The sequence below is a fragment of the Micromonospora sp. DT231 genome (assembly GCF_049847025.1).
GTDB lineage: Bacteria > Actinomycetota > Actinomycetes > Mycobacteriales > Micromonosporaceae > Micromonospora.
In genome coordinates this window covers 1-211 of the sequence record NZ_JBNCNO010000064.1, presented here as the reverse complement: position 1 = coordinate 211, position 211 = coordinate 1, and the positions used below count along the sequence as shown (strand labels likewise).

Sequence of the window (211 nt, the reverse complement as noted above, 5' to 3'; positions counted from 1 at the left end):
CCGGGTTCGGAATGTAACCGGGCGTTTCCCCTCCGCCATGACCGCCGTAACTCTATGAACATATCAAACAACACCGGACACACATCACGGGTGTTCGCTCGTTCAGAGTTGCACAGTGGACGCGTAGCAGCTTAGTAGTCAAGTCCTCGGCCTATTAGTACCGGTCAACTGAACCCGTTACCGGGCTTACATTTCCGGCCTATCAACCCAG

1 rRNA gene is annotated in these 211 nt (G+C 54.5%); it reads right to left on the bottom strand.

What is annotated here, in order from left to right:
- Positions 1-134 precede the first annotated feature (134 nt).
- Positions 135-211 (bottom strand): 23S ribosomal RNA (locus tag ACPXBU_RS34930); the annotation flags it as partial.